This window comes from uncultured Eubacterium sp. (assembly GCF_937958975.1).
GTDB lineage: Bacteria > Bacillota > Clostridia > Lachnospirales > Lachnospiraceae > Eubacterium_G.
Genome location: NZ_CALGRE010000027.1, coordinates 63,179 through 82,452, shown reverse-complemented (window position 1 = coordinate 82,452; position 19,274 = coordinate 63,179). Strand labels below are relative to the sequence as shown.

At 35.4% G+C, this 19,274-nt stretch carries 14 protein-coding genes; 1 reads left to right on the top strand and 13 read right to left on the bottom strand.

Going from position 1 to position 19,274, the window contains the following annotated elements:
• The 5 genes from Q5O86_RS04775 to Q5O86_RS04755 all read right to left on the bottom strand — a co-directional run.
• Window positions 1-660, bottom strand: a 660-nt coding sequence (locus Q5O86_RS04775) for a hypothetical protein (RefSeq protein WP_302626008.1), incomplete at its 3' end; no start/stop codon positions are given.
• The gene (locus Q5O86_RS04770; RefSeq protein WP_302626007.1) at window positions 650-1,675 is read right to left on the bottom strand and encodes an ATPase, T2SS/T4P/T4SS family; all 1,026 of its coding nucleotides are present in this window, start codon (window positions 1,673-1,675) and stop codon (window positions 650-652) included. The genes Q5O86_RS04770 and Q5O86_RS04775, both read right to left, overlap by 11 nt.
• A gap of 131 nt (window positions 1,676-1,806) precedes the next feature.
• Entirely contained in the window at window positions 1,807-1,989 is a 183-nt protein-coding gene (locus Q5O86_RS04765) for a hypothetical protein (protein ID WP_302626006.1), read from the bottom strand.
• Window positions 1,990-2,461: 472 nt separating this feature from the next.
• Complete coding sequence (locus Q5O86_RS04760; RefSeq protein ID WP_302626005.1) at window positions 2,462-3,208, bottom strand: hypothetical protein; 747 nt, start codon at window positions 3,206-3,208, stop codon at window positions 2,462-2,464.
• A gap of 110 nt (window positions 3,209-3,318) precedes the next feature.
• Window positions 3,319-3,909 carry a DUF1349 domain-containing protein gene (locus Q5O86_RS04755; protein WP_302626004.1) on the bottom strand — a complete coding sequence of 197 codons (591 nt, stop codon included), beginning with the start codon at window positions 3,907-3,909 and terminating at the stop codon, window positions 3,319-3,321.
• A 148-nt stretch (window positions 3,910-4,057) separates the two neighbouring features.
• On the opposite strand from Q5O86_RS04755, the gene nth reads away from it, so the two are divergent.
• Entirely contained in the window at window positions 4,058-4,693 is a 636-nt protein-coding gene (gene nth, locus Q5O86_RS04750; RefSeq protein WP_302626003.1) for an endonuclease III, read from the top strand.
• Window positions 4,694-4,745: 52 nt separating this feature from the next.
• Here the strand turns inward: nth and Q5O86_RS04745 are convergent, their stop codons facing one another.
• The 8 genes from Q5O86_RS04745 to Q5O86_RS04710 form a co-directional block, all read right to left on the bottom strand.
• Complete coding sequence (locus tag Q5O86_RS04745; RefSeq protein WP_302626002.1) at window positions 4,746-6,716, bottom strand: leucine-rich repeat domain-containing protein; 1,971 nt, start codon at window positions 6,714-6,716, stop codon at window positions 4,746-4,748.
• Between the two features lie 29 nt (window positions 6,717-6,745).
• Window positions 6,746-7,645, bottom strand: a complete 900-nt coding sequence (locus Q5O86_RS04740; RefSeq protein WP_302626001.1) for a hypothetical protein — start codon at window positions 7,643-7,645, stop codon at window positions 6,746-6,748.
• Window positions 7,632-8,777 (bottom strand): radical SAM protein, encoded by a 1,146-nt coding sequence (locus Q5O86_RS04735; protein WP_302626000.1) that lies wholly within the window; start codon window positions 8,775-8,777, stop codon window positions 7,632-7,634. The genes Q5O86_RS04740 and Q5O86_RS04735 overlap by 14 nt, the downstream gene beginning before the upstream one ends.
• A 16-nt stretch (window positions 8,778-8,793) precedes the next feature.
• Window positions 8,794-9,672 carry a hypothetical protein gene (locus Q5O86_RS04730; RefSeq protein WP_302625999.1) on the bottom strand — a complete coding sequence of 293 codons (879 nt, stop codon included), beginning with the start codon at window positions 9,670-9,672 and terminating at the stop codon, window positions 8,794-8,796.
• Window positions 9,673-9,758: 86 nt separating this feature from the next.
• Window positions 9,759-10,004, bottom strand: a complete 246-nt coding sequence (locus tag Q5O86_RS04725; protein WP_302625998.1) for a hypothetical protein — start codon at window positions 10,002-10,004, stop codon at window positions 9,759-9,761.
• 12 nt (window positions 10,005-10,016) lie between these two features.
• Window positions 10,017-15,182 (bottom strand): DUF11 domain-containing protein, encoded by a 5,166-nt coding sequence (locus Q5O86_RS04720; RefSeq protein WP_302625997.1) that lies wholly within the window; start codon window positions 15,180-15,182, stop codon window positions 10,017-10,019.
• A gap of 140 nt (window positions 15,183-15,322) precedes the next feature.
• The gene (locus tag Q5O86_RS04715) at window positions 15,323-17,989 is read right to left on the bottom strand and encodes a CARDB domain-containing protein (protein ID WP_302625996.1); all 2,667 of its coding nucleotides are present in this window, start codon (window positions 17,987-17,989) and stop codon (window positions 15,323-15,325) included.
• Between the two features lie 16 nt (window positions 17,990-18,005).
• Window positions 18,006-19,268: a nucleotidyltransferase family protein gene (locus Q5O86_RS04710; protein ID WP_302625995.1), complete on the bottom strand. Its 1,263-nt coding sequence runs from the start codon at window positions 19,266-19,268 to the stop codon at window positions 18,006-18,008.
• Window positions 19,269-19,274: the final 6 nt, after the last annotated feature.

Genomic DNA, 19,274 nt, shown 5'->3' with positions numbered 1-19,274 from the left:
TATAATCATGAATGCTGAACCAATCTGATATATAATATGTTCCGTATATCTATATTGTTTTGGTATCAGATATGCCATAAAACCGCACGTTGTCAAAGTAGAAAAAATAGAAATTACAACATTTCTTTTTACTCTGTTCACATCATTTATCAATAATGTTAATCTATCACTCCATTCTTTTATATCCTCAAGTAATATATGAATATAGCTTTCATATTGCCCTCCATGTAATTCTATTTTAATCAAAAACTCATGAAGAGATTTCAACCTTTTACAATCATATTCTTTTCGTATAATATCCAGAGATTCCTCGTATATTTTATCTGACATTTTCGAGTCAATATTCACAATAACTTCTTCTATAATTTCTTTCATTCTACTGGAACAAACTTTCTGTGCATCATTTAATGCAATTCTTATTTTAGGCTGTTTTTTAAATGAATAAATTATCTGTTCCATATAAAGAATTACTTCCCTATATTTTTCTAAATACCTTTTTCTTTTTCTCTCTTCTCTATTAAAATAAACTTGAAAAATCATAGCCGAAAATAAACAAGTAGCAGTTGGTATTACACTGAGTCTATAAATCAGACATATTCCCAATATCATCAACAACACTTTTAAAGAATATTTTAGTATTTTTACAATCTTATCTCTCACCTCTAATCTCCCTTACAAAAGGATTTTTTATTCCTGCAAACTCAAATTTTCTCATGATATCTTTTGGAATATCTTCAGTTAATATTTTTCCATCTTCATACAGCATTACTTTTTCATTTTTCTCATGATGCCGCGAAAAACACATAACCTGTGAGATACACCTTTTAATTTTTTCACCTGTTTTTACCACAGACCGTAACTGTACTCCTAAATCAATAAAGGAATACACGTCATTTTCATTAATCTTCTCTCCCATATTTCTAAAGCGGTCGGGAATTTTACCGGCATCGTCTAAATGAACTGTGGTCAGGCAATGTACTCCTGCCGAAATATTCTCCAACAGATATTTAATCTCTTTTCCTCTAGCCTCTGCCAGTAAAACCCATGTTGGAAGCTGCCTCTTACTTGCCTTTAATGCCTCGGCATACCCAAATGTTTCACTCACCTTTATTTCTACACAATCTTTTCCGGGATTTATCGCAGAATATCTTAATTCCAAGTTATCCTCTATTGTATAAACCCGCTCATAAGGAGGTATGTAGTTTGTCAAATATTTTATATATTCGGTTTTTCCTACTCCAGGTAATCCTCCAACAACTACAGTACAATGTGCCCGTATTGCATTTTCCATAAAAATATCAATTAATTCCGTGCAATAGCCATTATGAATCATACTGTCCCTATAAATCCTGCGTACTGCCGGAGTCTTTCTAATACTTATACTGATTCCTGTATTCGTCACCGAATCATGTAGTATAGATATTCTTAAAGTATCTGTCTCTGCCTCTAGCAGAGGATTATTTTGATTAAACTGAATATTCATCAGATTACTGATTCGGGTATAAAATTGTTGAACAAAAATATCATCTAAACAAAAACCATCTATTTTATAACGTCCTTTATTTAGGTCGTTTACCCATAATCCCTGACTCCAGTTTATATCTGTAATATTATCATCTAAAATATATTTTAAGAGCTGCCCAAATGCTCTATAAGGTAATGACAGCTTTCTCATACCAACATCTCCCTATCACTTTCAATATGACTTGAAACAAAAAAATAAATTATAACAAAATATGTATTAACACGAATTATAAAATTTAATTTTTTATTTTTAAATTTTATAGCACCAAACCGTCAGATTCTTTATTTTCCCGACGGTATCTTACCGGCAACAGCATTAAATGTTACTGAACCCGAATAACTGTTTACGAAACTTTTTATCGATTCGCTAACAATCGGACCAATAACATAAGCCACCCCAACAAGCAGTAAAATGCATACTGCTATAAAGATGGTCTTACCATGCTCTTGCAAAAATACATCCATAATCTCACCCCCTATCGTAAAATTTCCTTCACAGATACATCAAACACGGAAACAAATGGGAAATAGTGATAATTTACAAATGTTCATTCATAATCTTTCACAGCATCTTAAATATCACTCGTTCTGAATAATGCGTTGCATACTGTTTATATATCTGTATTAGGTAATGAAATAGTATCATTTTGTATGTGTGTTGTCAATGCTTTTTTATATGACTTTTGATTTTATTTTTAATTATTTTTTTAATTTAACTAAAGCTTAAAATTGTGTGATTTTTATTTGGAAGAGATATCTGTATTGCACGCACCACACCATATTGTGAGTGCTTCTACCTCAATGACATATATAAAAAGAATAAAAAAATCCAGCAACGCTTTGATGCTATTGCCGGATTTACTCTGTATACAAACCCTTATTACTACTACAGGATTCTAAAATTCTTTTAAACACTTAAAGTTTTCAAAAAAAATATCTATTTAATTGGTATTTTTATTCTTATCGTATCATCATCCAATGGGTGCTCTTTTGTATATGCTGATACAGTAATATTTTTTAAATCGTTTTTATTCCAAAATATTTGTCTTTCTCCATCTCCTCCCAAATTTTGAATGCTATCATTATTGTCATCTTTAACATCAAAAAATACATACGAGTCAACATCATCTTCATTTTCGACATTTAAGGTCATAAAATATTTATCAAATGTTATACTTTTTAAATTTACAATATTATCATCAACAACAAATGGTGTATTAATTTCTTGATTTTTTTCACTCATAAAATCATTAATCTTATATGAAATTTTACATGTTACTTCCTGACTTTTCTTATCATTAACATGAAGTTTTGCGCTAACGCTAACTTCTTTCCCTATAAATTTCTTTAGACTAGCAATGATTTCCTTTTCTCTTTTTTCCGGAAAATTAGATTGCAAATAATATTTCTCAATAAATACATTTTCGTCATCAGTTTTTATTGATGAACAATCATTTAGAATAATTTTATCAACACCATTCGCTATAATTAGTTCTTCTATCCAGGAACTCTCTCCATCAATGTCATTACCAACTTCATATTTGACATAAATATTCTCAGTCCCAATATCTAATTTTTTGATTTCAAAAGAATAATCTTTTTCTTTAAATACTATCAAAAATGAAAGTATGCCAACAAAAATAAGAATAGTGCTAATACATATCAACAATTTTTTTCTATTCATTTTAATGCTCCTATTAATATTTTCTACTTAATTTTAATATGATATTTTTTTAATGCTTTTTCCTATAATTTGTCATATATTTTTACTAATTGCTTTATTTCTGTAATAATTTACTTATGTGCTTTCCATCTACATTCTGTAATTTCCATATTTGTAAATACAGCTTTAAAAGAAGACTGTTCCGGGCTGCAGGCATATATCCCAAATTTTATTTCTTCTTTACCTTTCCACATATGAAAAATTCTCATCTGTTTAAACTTTTGTCCATCCGGACTACACTCAATGCAAAAATCACTTTCCCTTCTGCTAAAACGATACCACATTTCTTTTATGCCTGCTGGAATATCTGTAGTAGCCCAATCGGAATAGCCTTGATTCGTCACTACACTTCCAAGTCTCTGATATTCCTTATTTTCATATTCAATAGACGCTTTAAACCAGTTCTCGCTATCAATATACATTACCACACCGCACTGGTCAAATCTATATTCACTTTCAAACATTGTTTTAACTACAAATGAAAAATACTTTTCAGTAGTTTCTACTTGCAGAACAGGGGCATTATCATTTTGAAAGCCATAATATGTACGTTGCCACAAATCTGTTCTCGGTTCCGTGACAATTTCGACTCTATCTGATGCAATAATTTCCTGCTTTGGTTTTCTAATCCATACGGGTTCCATATCTAAAAATTTTGACATAACACTCTTCTCCATATCTATTTTTTCTATTATATAACATTCTCATTTTTTTTAATAGTTTACAATAAAAAATTATATTGGTTTCAGTTAAAACCTTTATATGATATAATATTTTATAATTACTTTAAGATTATGAGAGGAAAACCAAATGAGAAAAAAAGAACTTGCCGCCGAAATTATTAAAAGATTAGCGATAGAATATCCTGATGCAGGATGTACACTAGACTATAACGACGCTTGGAAGTTACTCATAAGTGTTCGTCTCGCCGCTCAGTGTACGGATGCGAGAGTAAATATTATCGTACCTAAACTTTATGAAAAATTTCCTGATATTGAGGCATTAGCAAATGCTCCCGTAGAAGAAATTGAAGAAATTGTCAGACCATGCGGACTTGGCAAGAGTAAAGCCAGAGATATTAGCCTCTGTATGAAAATGCTCAGAGATGAATTTGACTGTAAAGTACCTGATAACATGGAAGAATTATTAAAACTCCCGGGTGTTGGAAGAAAAAGCGCTAACCTTATTATGGGAGACGTCTTTGGCAAACCCGCTATCGTCACCGATACCCACTGTATTCGTCTCGTCAACAGAATGGGATTGGTCAATGGAATTAAAGAACCAAAAAAAGTAGAAATGGAATTATGGAAAATTATTCCTCCCGAAGAAGGCAGCGATTTCTGCCACAGGCTTGTTTATCATGGAAGGGATATCTGTACTGCACGCACCACACCACATTGTGAACGCTGCTGCCTCAATGACATATGTAAAAAGAATATAAAATAAAAATCTCAGGGTATCTGGAATTAATTTATTTCCAGATACCCTGAGAATACATTTATTTCTTAACTTTTATTTTCTTCGCCTTAGACCATTTTCCCAAACAGCTTTTTTTATTTACAACCTTTATAACTTTTGCCCGAACATACAGTTTCTCTCTATTCTTTAATTTCTTACTCTTTATTTTAAAAGAAACTTTTTTTACCGTTTTTCTGACTAAGATTTTCTTAAATTTCTTAGATGTGCTAACCTGAACCTTATATTTTTTCACACCTTTAATTTTCTTCAACGAAATTTTAATTGTCTTAGAACCTTTCTTTTTCAATGCTGATTTTACTTTTGCACGAGGCACTTTTATTTTGGAAGACGTTGTCCTTTCCTCGTAATTCCATGTCGGAGGAGTTGTCGGTTTCACATCTTCATGAGTTGTTGTCTCATCACCTGATTTTACTGTCGTAGATTCCTCTGTTTCTTTCCCCTTAACCTCTACTTGAAAACTTCCGAGTTCTTCTTCATCGGAAAATGCGACTGCAACAATATAAGTAACCCCCCCTTCAAACGTATGAGTGATACTAAAATCACTGCCTGTTGCTGTATCATCATTACTTGCCACAACATTTCCCGCCTCGTCATAGACAATTCCATATGTATCACTTCCACTGTTTGCCACAATATTATATTCACCTGTTTTCTCAGGAGTAAAATTCATATAATAAATCTGACCTTTTTCGATAATGTCCACATTAATTTTTTGACCCGGCACGATGTGCTCTTTTTCTATACTGTCTACAATCTCTACCTTATATGTCGTCCAAAACTCCCCAAATCGAACAGTTATAATACATTCACCTGTTTTCTCTGAGTTAAATCCCTCTAGTTCCAAATCCTTATTTCTCAAACCAAAAGTTCCATCCGTATAATCAACTTTTATGATAAGACCCACGCTATTAAAAGTGTCACCCACGGCAAATTTTATTTTTTTAGGAAGTTGTTGAATTTCAATAGACTTTATCTCTTTTGTTTCTAAAACATCTGCAGCCAATCCATTTCCAATCGCATACTCATACGCTGCAGAACCCTGGTAAGCACAAATACCTATAGATGTATCAAATGCATCTGCGCCAATAGAAATTACACTATCCAATACTGTTATCTTTTTCAGATTATTACAATTTTGAAATGCTCTGCTCTCAATAGAAGTGACATGATTCGGTATTGCAAACTCCCCATCTGCTTTTCCCATAGCATACTTAATCAGCTTTGTACCATCTTTGCTATAAATATTTCCATCGATAGAACTATATTTCCGGTTTTCTTTATCTACACAAATCTCTGTAAGAGAAATTGCTCCCGTAAAAGGTTTTGTTCCTCCCAGTGTCTCAACACTTGCCGGAATCGTCAACATCTTTAAATTTTGGTTATAGTCAAATGCATACAATCCTACAGACTTGACACTGCCCGGAATCTCGTAACTATCCCCATCCTTTGCCGCAGGATATAAAAGTATTTCTCTCATATCCTTACTATAAAGAACTCCATCAACAGAAGTAAACATCTTATTTTGACTATTAACACTTACCCATTTCAGCGATGTACACTTTTCAAATGCAACCTCTCCAATACTTTTTAAAGAAGATGGTAAAGATATTTCATGAATCCCATCACATCCCCAAAATGCCCAGCTTCCAATTTTCTCTAACGTTTCAGGCAGTACAAGCTCTGTGATGGATGACATATATATAAAGGCATCCATTCCAATACTTGTAATTCCCTCTTCAATCACAACTTTTTTTATATTCAACTGGTGAAAACCCGGATTATCATACATTTCGCCACTGCCGATAACAGTCAAAACTCCTGTTTCCATATTAAAATACCAATCTGCATTATCTCCACAAATACCCGTTTTAATCGTTTCTTTTGCCATTACCGAAACATAATTTATATGTGATACCCCACACTCTAAAACAAGGGAAAATACCAATATCACAGCTGCGAGTATACGAAATCCTCTCAAACTTTTTTTCATGTCTTATACCAAACCTTTCAACTTCTATCCTACTGTTCATTTAAAATCTGCATATCTATAATCCTACTGCTATCCTTACTAAAATGATTTGCAATAGATTCAACACTTTTCTTTGCTCCAACATTTTCAAATGGAACTCTATATGTGATTCCTCCCATATATACTCCGCCTGACCTCGCATACTTATAATATACATATACTGTATCATATTTTTCTTCTGTCTTATTTACAAGCGTCAACTTACCATTATCTTTTATAATTTCAAATTTATCTTCCGGTATTGTTGGCTTGTCCAAATATGCTGTTGCAACATTTCCAAAAGAGTAATCGTCCTTTTCTCTGTATTTTCTTCTATTTAATTCTAATACTAAAACAGAGGTATGAGGCATCAAATTCGTAATTCTAAACTTTGCCTGTTCCTTTTTGTTTACCTGAAATGTAATATCACCAACCTGCAGCATTTTTTCAGAGTTATTTGTGACAACCATAGCTGTAATTCCTTTTACTGCCTCGTCACTTCCATCTTCAATAAAATTTCCGGTGTAAGCGCCTACCGACGCAACCTGTAACCGTTCGTCCGAAAGTTTATAGACTCTATTCTCCTCTTTCGCGTCATCTCTTTTCGTATCATCTTTTGCATTTACTCTCTTTGTCTCCTCGTCAGATTTTTTATTTACCTGTTTATTATAACTTTTATTCGGTGAAAAACCCTGAATCTTATTGATATCAATGCTATCTTCCTCCGGTTCAATGAAAGTTTCATTGTTCTTTACTGTTCCTGTGACATCTCCTAAATTAGATATTGGTTTTGTAACATTCTCACTATTTTCTTCCCCGTCTTTTCCGGCAAATAAAATAATACAGATAATAATTGCTAATCCAAAAATTATGCCCAATAAGATAAATGCATTTTTTTTATTTTTCATCATAAATGTCCTTTCCCAGTATCTCTTCACAAAGTTTCTGATACTGTTGTGTCATTTCACACAGATACTCCGGCTTACCGCTTCCACTCTGCTCTGCTTTTACTACCGCCATACAGACTGCACATGATTTACGATTTTTACATTTTACACAAGCCTTTGGCATATGCATTTCTTCAGTCTTTCTGCATATCTGATTCCAACTCTCTAAAAAATTATCCCTAAACGGATACGAAACAGGTTCATTCATCATTCCACAAGGCAGCATTCTTCCATCCCATGTAATCCAAAAAAAGCATTGTCCTGCGTAACATCCTATTTCATTCTCACACTTTCCATTACATTCTTCTTTATCAGCCAAATTAAATACTCCCTGGTTTTGCATTTTTAAAAAAATATGAAAATTTTCTTTTCCCATTTGCTGCTCTCTTGTCTGAAACAATACTGTTCCCGCCTCTTTTGATGAAAAACGAATATCATCTATTCTATTTTCGCATTTACTATCAACCGACTTTCTTAAAGGCGGAAACATGTAAATAGTTGGTTTCACTTGAATATTTCTATCCTTTGCAAATGCATAAATTCCTTCCATGTCACACACATTCTTCGGTGTAAAACTGACATTAATTCTAACCTGAATTCCGGCATTTATCAGCATATCGATTGCCCTCGTAACCTTATCGTAACCCAAAGGATTCCCACAAATTTCAGCATATGTTTGATTACTGCTTCCATACATTGTAATGTTTATTCGCATTGGCGGATTTTTTTTCAACCACGCAACAGTATCTTCATCAATCAGCGTCCCATTGGTATTAATTGCTATCATAATTCCCATCTGACTGAGCGCTGTATATATTTCTCTAAAATCTTCTCTTAAAAACGGTTCTCCCCCTGTAATCAACAAAAACAACATACCGGCATCCACACACTGTCTGCCCAAATCAATCCATTCTTCTGCTGTGCGAAATCTTGCTGTCTTTTCCATTTCTTCTTTTGACATACGGATAAAACACATTTCGCAATCCATATTACAAAGAGGCGTCAATTCAAAAATACCATTCAGGGGAATTTTCTGTATTGCCGCTTTGTCATTCAATTTTTTTCTTATCTGAGCATTATTATTTAAACTACTCATTCCGTCTCATCTCACTTTATATTTCTATTTTATCGTCTGAAAACACCATCTGATATGCTAATCCTACCGCTTCTTTATCCGGCCTGCATCCCAAATGATATACAGGTATTCTACTAATTATTTCCGCCACCGTAGACATAAACTCCTCTGCCACAACATCATCCCATCTCACCATAGAAAATCTCGGAAACAATACTTTGTATGCCTCCGCCGGACTCAATTTTCTAATACGATTTTCCGGTTCCTGACTCAAAAATATAATTGCTCTTACTTTGCAGAACTCATTTCTATATATGCCGGAACTGCCCGCATAAGGAGAACCATATGCGACAACTCCATCTTTTTCCACATCTAATATTGCCCTGTCACCATTTATAATATCTGCTCCCATATATTCCTGCCATAGATTTGACTGTGTAGATTTTCCGATACCGGAAGGACCTGTGAACAAAAGCGCTTCGCAATTATAATTTACAATTGATGCATGCATTATAATTCGATGATGCCATCCTATTACGCAATCAAACATCAGAAGATTATTGAGATAATGTTCGACAAACTCTGCTGATAATAAACGAAATGGAACATATATCTTTATTTCTCTTTTTCCCCATTCAAATTTTGTATAATAATGTTCCTCTTTTCCGTCCTCTTTTCTCAACCACGACTCTTTGATATACGCGTTACCGTCTTTATATATTTCATGTCTACATGTTTTTAATATGGATTTCATATGCCCTTGATTCAACATATCTATATCCAAAAATTTATAGTTAATATCCTCTTTTTCATTATTATTCTCTACCACAAATGGTAGAAATTGCGACGGTATTTTTTTTATCTTAATGTTTTTTAATAATATTTTTAATCCTGCAATACTTAAACTTATATCCATAATTTTCTAAAAAAGGCTGAGGTACTAAGAACATTATTATATATAATCTATTTCTTAGTACCGCAACCTCTGCTAATTAACCAAATTTATGACAAACCACCTGTTGAATGGTAGCAAAGTCCACTTGTTACATTATCATACTGACCCAGATAGCGGTCCCGATAATCTGCCCATGCAATCTCAAGTTCCGCCGCATTCAGACCACGACCAAACATATTTTCAAACTGTTTTTTCACTACATCAAGCTCTGCCGCAGTAAGACTCGCTAAAATGTCAATATCCATTTCAAAATTTTCTATATTTATTACTGGTTTACTGTATTGTTTTTTCATTCCATTTACCTCCTACTCATTTACCGGTTTCGCCTGAACTGTAACCGTAGAATAATTGTCAATAGAATTGTATGTAGTAACATTAAACTCGCTTACACTGCTTGCTGGCTTAAATTTAATTGTCCATGTTCTTACACCATCTTTATCACTGTGAAGCGCTCTCACACCTCTTACTTCTTTTCCGGCAATTTCAACTTTTACACGCTCGACATCTGTTGATGTTGTAAATGTGTAAGCTGCCACTGTACCGGCAGCAATACTGCTGCTTTGTGCATCCACACCATATAAATTCTTGAAGTTTACCGGAATAAGGGCACTATCTTCGCTTGTCTTAATAAAGACATCTTCAGACAGTGGTGCAATTGTGTAATTGTTCACCTTTAAATTCGTAAGTGAAATAAAGTCACCCTCAATACTTCCCTCCTGTGGCATTTCTCTTATCATAACTGTATAAGTTTTCTTTCCATTTACAGTTTCCACAGGCATGTTATCAACAGGTATCTTATAGTAATTTTCCGTTGCCGAGAAAATAGTATTGTTTCCATAATCATATGTCAATCTTACCCAGCTCTTATCCTTTGTCCAATACTGAAGGTCATGATGCTTACCCGTAACCCTCTTAATACCAATCTGCAATGTTGTATTTGTATTCATATTATCATTTAATGTTGCCTTAAATCCAAATCCATTGTATTTTCCTAAATACAACTCATTATTTGGTCCCTGGACTGCATATGCCATCATATCCTTTGTAATCTCTGCAACACTTCCCGGCTCTGTTGTATTTCCGTTTTCGTCCACAGATTCAACAACCGTGCTTCCTGATAAAAATACCCCCTTATTTCCACTTGCATTGTCCACAATATCCGGGTCAAATCTGATAAGTGAAGCTTCCGGTTCTCCATCAAATTTGGAATCTAAAGGATTGTCATAATTAAACTCAAATCCTTTGCCGAAAATCAATTCTCTAATTTCTCTTATCTGAGCTTTATCTTCTCCAATTGCTGCATACTGGTCTGTTACAGTACCATTATCATCGCCTACACCCGTATTTGTGCTGCTTCCTGCTGTGATTGGATTATAAATACGAATACCGTCAATATAAACTTTCTTATCTGCATTTCCTCTCGCCCAGGAAGTAATTGTCACAATATACTCCTTAGCCTCATTGTCATCACTCTTCCAAGAAATTACTGGTATCTGATATAAGTCACCGTCTACATAATATGTGTCAACCATCATTGCCTTCACAAGGTTCTTATATCCATTTTCAACATATAATCCCAAATTATCTTTTTTGATTACAGCTGTGACACCATCCTTTGTCTTTTCCATAACATTGACCATCAGAACACCTGTCAAATCACTTGTCCTGCTGACAATATCAAATCCTGTTCCCTTAAACTCAAATGCTGCGACATCCATATCTCCCAATGTTGTAGCACCATTTCCGCTAAAGTTTGATAAGCTGTTTGTATAAGCCTGGTCATGACCATATTGAAGTGTAATACTATTACTCTGCTTTGCATCAAATTCTTTATCATTTGATACTACATTATTTCCATCATAGATAATTCCGCTTGTCGGGTCTGTGTTATCCTTTCCACTGTTTGAGAAATTATCCTCATAATAAACAATATTCGCAGGCATCACATCAACTCTTCCCTCCATAACAGGAGTTGCATTTGTTGAATCAAATTCTGATGTCACACCCTCTCTTGATACCTGTACTCCATAATAGAATGTATCCACGCTATCCATAAATTTCTTTGGTGTATAAACTACACTGAGGGTATCGTTATCTGCCTTATTATATGTGTATGTTACCTCGCCATTATCTTTTGATAATTTTTCACCTGTAGCGATTCCATAAGGTGTTGCATAATCTTCTGCATCTGCAATACCATTTATGTTACGCTTTTTGTCTGCGATACCTGAAAAAGCATAACCTGTGCTTATTCCTTCTATATTTAAGTCTAAAACAGCATCTTTTAATAAGAAATTATCGTTATTAGAGCTATCTTCATCCTTAGCTAAATCTACCGGAAGACCATAATCTAATACATAAATATGATTTGCCGTTCTATAACTGTAAACCGTTACGGAAACATTTTTTTCTGCTCCACCTTTGTTAATTTTTACATAAAACTCATCTGTTCCGGTCTTTGTGCTCGTATATACGATTTCGCCGGAGTTCTTTCCAACAATTCCATTCTCATCGATAGCTGCTCCTGCATCCGTTGACTGTGGAATTACTTTAAATGTATCCGGTGTTGCCTCACCCGGAATTTCATGAACCTCATCATATGATACTGTCAAAGTGAAAGTTTTATTTTCATTATAAATCTGCTCTAAGTTAATTTGTAAAGATGTATTTTCACCCGCCGGAACATTATTTAATGTTATCGATGAATCTTCATTCAAAAATCCACTTATTTTACCATTTAAGTTTTCACCATCATAAGCGCCATTTTCCGGTTGATTATTTTTACAATGATAGTTCAATCTGCCATTCTGTGTATATCCGTTATCTGCACCCTGATGGTCTCTATCTGTATAGAATGTTTTATTATTGAGAGTAACATCTGTCATAACAAAACCACCGTTCGTTGGTCCCTTTAACGTTACAGTGGCGCCTTCCGGGATACTTACATTCTGTATACTTCCACTACTTGCCGAACCATTGCTTGTAAATGGCACAGTTACCGTATAATCCTTTGACGTCTTTGTTGTCTCTGTTGTTGTTCCTGACGTTGTGCCAAGCACCATCGGCAAAGATGTTTTTTGTCCGACTTCTGCAAAATATACAAACTTTTCCGGAGTTTCTTTCTGTACTGTCGTCGTAACAGTATTAGAATTTGTATTTACCTTCTCTCCATTCACACTTGTAATCTTTGCAGTATTACGGATTAAACCATTATTTTCACTATTTACTTTTGCAGCAAATTCTACTGTAGTCTCAGCGCCAGCCTCAAGGCTTGATATGGTCCATGAAACTGTGTTATCACTTGCAGTATAAGTACCGCCGCTTACATATGTCACACCGGCCGGAACCGTATCTCTTACTTCAATATTCTCAGCTGCATATGCACCATTGTTTTTAATTGTCATCTGATATGTAAGAGTATCTTCTTCATTGGCTGATGTATAGTCTGCCGTAAATGTACCATCATTTACTTTTACTTTCTTACTAATCTGTACATCAGGATTTAAAAGATAAATCTCTGTTACATACATATATCTTGAAACCGCATCAATATCTTCTACATCGCTAAAATCAAATGAAACAGAATCAAATGAAATATCTTCTCCGTTGCCATTCAGATGATAATAAACTGTCTGATATTCTGACCGAATCGTATCAGCTGTTATAACTTCTGCATTATTCTTTGTAGAATCCACAAAGCAATCTGAATCCGTTCCACCGGCACTTACGATAGGTATCGTTTTCACTACCTCACCTTTATTTTTAAGAACTAATTTGATATTCGGGTCAAAATCAGCTGCTCTAAGCGTCATCACGAGCCACTCACCTGTTTTGGCAACCTGCCCGTCGAGATTAGTATAGGTTGTATGATTACCTCTGGACTGTGCATTCACTGTGCCACCATTACTGTACTTAATCTGAAGTGCATCTCTCACGGAATCGTTATTGACATTTCCTTTAACAATATTTGCATCCGATGTAGACATTGTCCATAAATGCCACTTTTGTTCTAATGAAACATTATAACCTGCAACAGTACCGGTATTACCACCTTCCCTGTCATATCTTCCATCCAATCCCAAATCACTCCAAGGTGTTCCGGCATATTGCGCCAAACGCAAAAATGGGAGTGGATTATCTATTGCCTGGTCATCCATAAAACCATTAAATTTTTCGTTGATGTCATATGTAAAAGGACTAAAATCATCTTCTGAAACCTCACCTTCAAAGGATGAATTTACCGTAACATCTTTTACTAATAATGTTCCCCTATGTTTCTCAGCTGTACCATTAAAATATAACTTAATACCCTGTGTATACTGCTGAGGGCTGATTCCATCATGGTCCTCATCTATGCGTATCTGATATAATGAATATCCTTGTGCATCTGTTGATACATAAGCTGCTGACAGCTGGCTTGGTGAAATTACCTGTAAACAATTTCCATCCTTGTCATACAGACATATATTCATATAATTTGCAATGTCTGCCGTATTCACATCAGCCCTGCCACTCTTCATCTTTATATTCAACTGATACTTATATCTGCTGTTACTCAGCGACCCCCCCCATCCTACAATAGTGTAAGTTCCATCGGAATAGTAATGACTTCCAAAATCCTGAATACCGGTTCCATTATGAGCTGCGTACCATGTTTTCTGCTGTCCGGTCTCATAGTCAATTTTTAAAATACCATCTGATGATGCTGCGCCTTCATAGACAGCATCACCGGTCCATGAAACAGTTAAATTAAAATCGACATCTGCATATGCATTCTCCAGCTCAATTGTAACATTACCATTTTGAACAACCGGGGTATCTTTAAGCGTAATTGCTGCTCCGCCTATAAACCCGTTAATTCCTCCTGTATTTGTCGGAGATGCCCAAGGCTCAGCTGTTCCCTGATAATTTACTGTACCATCCACATCAAAATCAATTCCCTTGCTTGTCGCTGACAAATTATATGTTTTTGTACCTATAGAAAGAGTTCCAAAAACAAAATTACCTTCCGGTCCTGTCAACGTAACTTTTGCTCCCTTAGGAATATTCACTCCTCCTATGGATTTGCCACTTGCATATCCATTGTTTGAAGGAACACTTACTGTATATGTTTGTGTATGGTTTCCACTGTCTGCCACTTCTCCATCACCGGCACCTGTGCCTTCCGAATTACCGGAAATAATACCACCATCTGTGGATGATGTGAGAACCAACTTATTTGCAATGTTTGTAGCATTACCATTCAATACCTGATTGTAAACATCCCAGTAATGCTCTATATTGAATGACTGATTTTCGCCATTCGCATCAAAAAATATCTGTGCATTCCCCGGAATATTTCCCGGCGCCTTTGCAGTTTCAGCCTTAACATTTGCAGGGTTTACAAATGACGGAAAACTGACACTTGTCACTACAAAGGTCAATGCCATTGTCAGAGACATTGCTTTTCTAAGGATTTTCCTTAACTTCATTGTTCTTCTCCTCCCATAATATTGGATTAAATTTTTATTATAAGTAAATAATAAATATACCCTGTGTCACATCTAAAGCCCTTTCAATTTTTGCCACACACTTAATGCTATCTATTATTTATTTTATATCTAGTTAATTTTTAATTAAATTTTAATTGATTATTGTAATCAAATCCGAAGAATTTGTCCTTATTCGACGTTCCGTCTGTATAGGAATACATATATTGATTTATGTCGCTTACAGAACGGATGTTATGTTCTCCAACTTTGAGACCATTAATTTTTATATTTGTAATCGTTCCACCGCGCTCACTGTTTCTAATTCTTATTCCAGGAGCTTTCCCATTTGGAGATTTGCCACTCCAGTCATTTTCCCACTGTAATAATTTGATATTTTCGAGTGTTACATTATCAATTATGCCTCTGCCTCCGACGGTAGTCCAACCACCTGCTGTTCCATCCACTTCACCGCCATATATATTGGTAATATCAATTAGTATCGGCCAACCGTCACCATATCCATGATTGTTACCCATCTGAGCATCTTCCACCGTAACATTCTTCCAAATGACATCTGATACTGTGGCATTATCACAGTTATGTATACTGATTGCCGGTTTATGGAACGCATGTATTACGTCTATATCCGTAAAATGTGCTGTATATATGGTTGGTCCTCCACCGGAGCCTTTATTTGTCTCAGCTCCAATTTCCATAGACTGTGCCAAATCTGTCCAAAATACACAATTGTTTACTGATACGTTATTTGTATAATTACCTGCGGAATAATTTTTCAAAACCACACCGTCATCCCACGTTCTATAATATCCATTATTTATCGTAACATGGTTAGAGGACTGTATAGATATTCCGTCACTGTTTGGGGTGGCAGATAAAATATGAAAATAATTAAATGTAATATAACTGCTGTCCCTGCACTCTACAATCCAGCTCGGTGGATTCACTACTGTAATTCCCTCCACAGAAGAATTATTTACCCCTGTAATGTTAAGAGAAATGTTTCCCCAGGCTCCACCCGGTTCTAAAATACCACTTCCTACGACTTTTGCATTGCTTCCCAATGTAATTCTGCCATATACAGCAGCTCCACCTTCTATATAAAGAGTCTGTCCACTGCCTACATATGTTTCACCTCTGGAAGTTCCGGAAGAAACCCTGATAACATTTCCGGTAGGCTCCTGCGTTATCGGATTTGCAATCAATTGTAATGCGCCTTCTGTTTCACCATTAAATTCTACTGTGTATGTACCATTTTTTGATAACTTAAATTCCACATAATTAATACCATTTTCTGTCACAATCTTAGGTGTAACCCCTGCAGATAACGGTCTCACTACTGTACTGCTATTTAATGTTTTATTTACAACAATTCTAACCGTCACTGTTCCACTAAATTCAAATATGGAAACCGGTGTATCCTGATAACGGTATTGGTCCCAAATCCTACTGTTATTTACCGTCGTGTTAAACACGCCAACTTCCTGATTTTCGACCTTTACTGCAATTCCGGAAGCAGCGCCTTTTCCTGCCGGAGTACCGAATGCTTTTACTGTTCCTCCGCTCTTATCTCCATCCGGCACTTCTACCGGAATGGCATTTGCTACATACAATGATTTATCATACTTATCATTATCATAAGAGCTTTGATTAACTCTTTTTTGGTCATCAACCCATGCTGTCACAGTGTGACTTCCTGTGCCTGTTGCTGTCCAATAGGCTGTTCCGTTCGGACCATTATTCGCAGTAAGATAAACGGATTGCCCCGGACCTATCTCATGTACAAACGTGTCAGACCATGCCACACTGGTTCCATCCACCTGAAAAAGCACACCTATTCTCGCATCACTTGCACTCTTAAACACAGTCGTTGCAGTTCCCTGATTTTTTACGACCGCTGTAAATGTAGTCTGTGTTCCCTCACGAACAGTTGTCGGATTCCATATAATATCGGTGACAACCAAATCAGCGCTTCCATGTTCACCGGATACATGAATCGTATCCACATGTACTGACTTTTCATCGGTTTGTTCACTTCCCTGAGCCGTCGATGTCTGTGTCACCACCTTAATATCATGATTTCCGTAAGTTACTGTCCACTCTAACTCTACTTCCTGCTCAGCTCCGGCTGCAAGCTGTGATACCGCTATTTCCCCTACATACTGATTATCCACATAGAATTGAACTTTTCCAGACGCTGAACCACTTGTACTGTTTTTTATTTTTGCCTTTAATTTACACTTTGCGCCTACAGTAAGTTCAGAAATATCCGGCTTTACAACACTTGAAATGCTTAACTTTCCTGTATCTCCCACCGGAATTGTTGTCTCTGTCTCAGGTTCCTTCACTGTTGTAGGTTCTTCTCTTTTTGTCGTTGTCTCCTCACCCCTGCCGGCAGAAACAACTGCCGTTCTATTATTATTTGAATGATTACCGTCACCTTTTACTGTAATATTAACAGTGTAATTGTGTTTTTTAGACAAGTCTAAATCCACATTTGCCGAAACGGTCTTCTTTGCACGCTTTTCTACCGTAACACCAACTTTATCATTGCTTACTCTTTTCCCATCAATATAATAAGAAATCTCTGTCACTTGTGCATCATCAGCATAGCTATAATTAAACAAGGTCGCTGTAATTGCTCCATTTGCAGCATTAACGCTTATAACTCCCACATCAACTCCGGCTGCTGCATACACATTAGATATATCTCCCATTCCCGGAAATGCTGTAATTAAAGCTAATGCCAAAATAATGCTGACTACTCTTTTTAATCGTCCTTTCTGCATAATTCCTCCTCTTTTTTTAAATAACTCCGTACTGTCTCATGAGCGCTATTCTCTTTTTACCTATCGCTATACTGTTTATTTCCATCGAATATCTGGACTGTACTTTTCGCTCCTTGAGATAAGTTCTTATCCTCTGAAAATAAGCAATTGGCAATAAATAACCTTTTTTCTTTAAGTATGAATAATTTCGCTCCATATATAACTTTGGTGGAAATAATGAGCTTGCGATAGATAATCTTACTGTTTTGGGTCTGTCATTTTCCACAAAACTCCTATCCGCTGCACTCATTGTTATATTTGCACTGTGTATTCTTCCGATACTGCTCTTGCCGAATACCCCTGCCTCTAACATATCCTCTAACAAATTTCCACTATCGGGTTCCACATAGAATCTGAGATTGAAAGGTATGCTGCAACTGTCAAAACCGAGGTACTTTTCACCGATATCTAATAAATTAATAAAAAATTTATAAATACGGTTTTCTCTTGCAACCCTTTCAATATATTTCCATTCAATTGTATTTCTACATTTTTCTGCCATCATTAACAAATCACATAATTGTCGTATTCCAAACCCACAATAGATAAAATGTTTATAACTATGACTCAACAAAAAAAGAAAATGGTCTGTGTCGCTGAGTGTCCACACACTTCCTACTCCTACATCAATCATCTTTGCACGGTTAAATACATTTTTAAAATTTCGGTTTAACTCTTTAAACGCATTACTGTTATCCGGCAGTAATTTTGTATGTATTTCTATTCTCACTTTTGTTTTTCTATTAAAATAAGCTATTTCATATGGAAGTTCTCTGGATTTTAAATCACTTTCTTCTACTTCTCTCTCAAAACCCTGTTCTATTAAAATACTATCACACTTAAAAAAGTCTTTTTTATCAACCAATATGTCCTCATCATTGGAGCATCTAAAATCAGGTTTATCATACATGCTGCGCAACACGACGCCCTTTACAACAATCGGCTTAATTCCTCTCTCCAACATGATGTTATATGTCTCAAAAAACATTTTTGTTCTCTGTATCTGGGAAATCATTTCAAGAATTGCTCTTTTTTTATACATATTCTTGATATTTACACAATCTCCTCCACAATCATATTGGGCAACCACATCATACACCATGGGAAGCACATGTTGTTTTTGTGCCATTTCCATTAAAGAATAAAGTTGCTCGGGTGTATCCATATTCAATTTTGCTTTTATTTCCGGCTTTATAAACTGCCTGATAGCGTTTAAGAAATTCTTCTGTACCGAATCCAACTCTCA

Coding starts and splice junctions, on each gene's coding strand:
- Q5O86_RS04770 (WP_302626007.1), bottom strand. CDS start 1,675: ATGAGAAAGCTGTCATTACCTTATAGAGCATTTGGGCAGCTCTTAAAA.
- Q5O86_RS04765 (WP_302626006.1), bottom strand. CDS start 1,989: ATGGATGTATTTTTGCAAGAGCATGGTAAGACCATCTTTATAGCAGTA.
- Q5O86_RS04760 (WP_302626005.1), bottom strand. CDS start 3,208: ATGAATAGAAAAAAATTGTTGATATGTATTAGCACTATTCTTATTTTT.
- Q5O86_RS04755 (WP_302626004.1), bottom strand. CDS start 3,909: ATGTCAAAATTTTTAGATATGGAACCCGTATGGATTAGAAAACCAAAG.
- nth (WP_302626003.1), top strand. CDS start 4,058: ATGAGAAAAAAAGAACTTGCCGCCGAAATTATTAAAAGATTAGCGATA.
- Q5O86_RS04745 (WP_302626002.1), bottom strand. CDS start 6,716: ATGAAAAAAAGTTTGAGAGGATTTCGTATACTCGCAGCTGTGATATTG.
- Q5O86_RS04740 (WP_302626001.1), bottom strand. CDS start 7,645: ATGATGAAAAATAAAAAAAATGCATTTATCTTATTGGGCATAATTTTT.
- Q5O86_RS04735 (WP_302626000.1), bottom strand. CDS start 8,777: ATGAGTAGTTTAAATAATAATGCTCAGATAAGAAAAAAATTGAATGAC.
- Q5O86_RS04730 (WP_302625999.1), bottom strand. CDS start 9,672: ATGGATATAAGTTTAAGTATTGCAGGATTAAAAATATTATTAAAAAAC.
- Q5O86_RS04725 (WP_302625998.1), bottom strand. CDS start 10,004: ATGAAAAAACAATACAGTAAACCAGTAATAAATATAGAAAATTTTGAA.
- Q5O86_RS04720 (WP_302625997.1), bottom strand. CDS start 15,182: ATGAAGTTAAGGAAAATCCTTAGAAAAGCAATGTCTCTGACAATGGCA.
- Q5O86_RS04715 (WP_302625996.1), bottom strand. CDS start 17,989: ATGCAGAAAGGACGATTAAAAAGAGTAGTCAGCATTATTTTGGCATTA.